The organism is Pirellulales bacterium, from assembly GCA_036499395.1.
GTDB lineage: Bacteria > Planctomycetota > Planctomycetia > Pirellulales > JACPPG01 > JACPPG01.
The window spans coordinates 1-3,116 of record DASYDW010000125.1; the positions used below are offsets into that span (position 1 = coordinate 1).

Consider the following 3,116-nt stretch of genomic DNA (forward strand, 5'->3'; position numbering starts at 1 on the left):
GGATTCCAGAACTTCTCGATCAATGCGCGATCGTTCGTGATCCGCGCGATGCCGGCGACAGAGACATAGGTCTCCGATCCAGAATCGGCGAACGCGATGCCGACTGATGCGTTCGACGCGATCTCCTTCACTTTGTTGGAGTTGACCGCGGTCAAGAACCACAGCGTTCCGTCAGGCCCCATCTCCTGCATCGACATCGGACGCGAGACGATCCGACCCTGACTGATGGTCGACAGCATGGCCATGCGGATGTCCTTGATCTTCTCGCGCAGCGTTTCGACCGGCGTGCTCGTGTTCGTCATAGACTCCCGAATCTCGAAGGGTTGGTCTAGACCCGGATGGCAAGACGCAGGCCGATGAGCTCCGCGACCCGTGTGCTGCGTCGGGCGCTTTTAGAGATTGTTAATATGACGATCGGCGTTTATGTATGCGCCACGGTGACGCCTGTCCAGGACGCTTGATGATCGTCGCGCTCGGCTGCAAGTTGGCTGTATGCCATCCGAGCGCGGAATCCGGGTTCGTTGCCTCGTATCGCTGCTTGCTGTGGGAATCGCGTTCGTCCCCCAATCGGTGCCCGCACAACTGCTGGTACAACCAGGCCTCGTTCTCGGCTACTACACGCCGAGCGGATCGCAGCACTCGGTCGATGGGCCCAATATTCCTGCCAACTTTGGCGGCCCAATGGTCGGCGCGGAAATCTCTCTTTGGACCCGACACCGGATTGGGTTTCGAGCAAGTGGTTCGCGTATCGTGATCGATCATACGGCGATACCAAATCCCGGCGGCTTCACACCACTGCAAGGCGGCGAGGTAGTGCTTGGCGCACTCCTCGCCGCGTTCGACCTGTCACCGCAACGCAACCGCGCAGTGTGGTTCGGCGTTGGTCCAGGGTTCATTCACCACGGCGGCGATGCCTTCGCGAGCTCCGGTTCGCCGACTGAGACAGTGGGCGTGTTTGCGCTCGGAACCCAGATCCCACTTGGCCACGCCTGGAGCCTCGGTCTCAGTGCGACCGAGCACATCTATGAGTATCATGGCATCTTTGGCGATGTTGGTGGGCCGCCACACTTCGACAGCTCTGGCCCATTGCCCCATTTCGAACGCCGCGCTCAGCACGACTTTGTTGTCAGCGCGACGATCGCGTGGCGCAGCCACTGAGTGCCGAGCGCCGGCCTGCCACCGCGCACTGAACAGCCGGGGATAGTGGACACACGTTGGAATTGTCAAAGGATGATTGCAGCGATAGGCCTCTCATTTCGGGACGTCATGTCAACAACTTGCGGCTTTCTTCTCGTTGTTGGCGCACCAATCAGCTTCACTGGCCAGCCCGCGTTGCTCGCCCAGTCAGAACCCAATCCCGCCGCGCCGACGACCATCGTCCGGGGCCCGGGCTCGCCGCCGCACAGCCAGAATACGACGCTGCGAATTGCCGTCCGGGACGTCGATTCCCCCGATCGTTCGATCAGTCAGGCCTACGTAGTGTTCACCAGAGTAAACAACGGTTCGAAAAGTCATCCGCCCCGTCCCGTTCTCTCGAATGACCAAGGGCTCGTTCCACCGGTTGTCCTCGACACCGGCGAGTACGTCGTTTGGGTGCGCCGCGTAGGATATCGCGAAGCTCGCTTGACGATTCCCGTTGTCGCGAAGTGCGAGCAGGTGCTCGAAGTCTACCTAACACAAGCCGTCAATAACTTCGATCGTTGTATGGTCCGAAACGCCGGGAGTCCGCCCTGTGATCCGGATCCTCCCTTAACGTCAAATCGTGCGACGTTCACGACGTGTGCGCCCGCTACGTAACGAACGTTGCAACTGCCAACGGATGGTTATTGATGTGTTGCGCCCGCGCGTGACGCTCGGGTCGTCGCTCGGTAACTGTGCAACCGCGGATATCGCGCGGTTGCTTCGTTTTCGCGTTGAGCAGGTTGCCGTTCAACGAGCGCCGCAAGCGACGTCGATTTAAAGACTGCGCATGCTCCACATGCGCTTTTCTGATCTGCTACGGCCCCGACAGACGTCGAGATCGTAGACTATCACTGAGGTTTTATGGTTCGCATCCCAACCCATCGTGCTCCCACGCATCCCGGCGAGATGCTCTTGGAGGAATTCCTCAACCCGTACGGCCTTACGCAAACGGAGCTAGCGGAACGGCTGGCCGTCTCCTATCCGCGAGTGAATGAGCGCGTGCACGGCAACGCGATATGACGCCTGACACCGCGCTTCGCCTTGAGCGTCTCCTCGGCGTCGAGGCGCAGGTGTGGCTCAACCTGCAGCTGCGCTGGGATCTATATCACGCGACCCACTCCGCCGCGGCACAACAAATCAAATAAATCAAGCTGCTTAAGCGGGCCAGCTGACAGACAACGATCGCGCTTGCGTCTTCGATTCCGCCGGCGTATTCCGCGACGCTACCGCACCGAACCCACGCCCAGCGAAATTAAGAACTTCTGCATGACTGGGTTGATTAACGCGTAGCCTTTGTCGTTGAAGTGCTCACCGTCCTGAAACAAATCACCCTGCACCTTGCCGTTCCCGTCGAGCACTGGCGCATCCATATCGAAGTATTTGAAGCTCGGATCTTTCTTGGCCTGCCCCTTGGCAAGTTCGTTGAACCGGTCAATCGCCGCCGGCTCAGCCGCATCCGCGAACGCAGAGTTGGGCGCATGCTTCATGCTCAGGAATGCGAACGGCACTTTAGGAAAGTCTGATCGTACCTTCGCGTAGATCTGCATGACCTTCTCGAACGCCTGATCGGGATTGCCGCCACTCGCGACGTCGTTGTCGCAGTAGAGCAGGATGGCGGCCGGATGATATTTGCCGATCACGTCGTTGTAGAAATACAGCACGTCGCCGAGCACGCTCCCGCCGAACCCGCGATTGATCACGCTGAGAGTGGGGAATGCATCAGCGGTCTTCCACTTCATGATCGTCGAGCTGCCAACGAACAGCGCGGCTTTTTGCGGAGGCGCGTTCTTGGAATCAAATTCTTTGAAGGCCTCGATGTCTTTCCGGTAGCGCTCAGGATCGCGCGACGCTTGCGGCCGCTGGTAAAGCGCCTGATCCGCATGATAGAGCGCCATCACGTCGGCATAGCTCTCGGGATGGTGCGAATAGTCCAG

Annotated in this window: 4 protein-coding genes; 2 read left to right on the forward strand and 2 right to left on the reverse strand. The window is 59.2% G+C overall.

Annotation, left to right across the window (positions count from 1 at the left end; genetic code table 11):
• A partial coding sequence (locus VGN12_25350; protein ID HEY4312802.1) for a pyridoxamine 5'-phosphate oxidase family protein occupies positions 1-302 on the reverse strand: 302 nt, incomplete at its 3' end.
• Between the two features lie 241 nt (positions 303-543).
• Here VGN12_25350 and VGN12_25355 point away from each other — a divergent pair.
• A complete protein-coding gene (locus VGN12_25355) occupies positions 544-1,158 on the forward strand; it encodes a hypothetical protein (protein HEY4312803.1) in 615 nt (204 codons plus the stop codon).
• 1,040 nt (positions 1,159-2,198) lie between these two features.
• Complete coding sequence (locus VGN12_25360; GenBank protein ID HEY4312804.1) at positions 2,199-2,327, forward strand: hypothetical protein; 129 nt, start codon at positions 2,199-2,201, stop codon at positions 2,325-2,327.
• Between the two features lie 78 nt (positions 2,328-2,405).
• On the opposite strand, the gene VGN12_25365 is transcribed toward VGN12_25360, so the two are convergent.
• On the reverse strand, positions 2,406-3,116 hold a 711-nt coding region (locus VGN12_25365), incomplete at its 5' end, for a GDSL-type esterase/lipase family protein (protein ID HEY4312805.1).

What these genes read in the sequence shown, in the direction of transcription:
- VGN12_25360 (HEY4312804.1), top strand. Translation starts at nt 2,199, where the DNA reads ATGACGCCTGACACCGCGCTTCGCCTTGAGCGTCTCCTCGGCGTCGAG.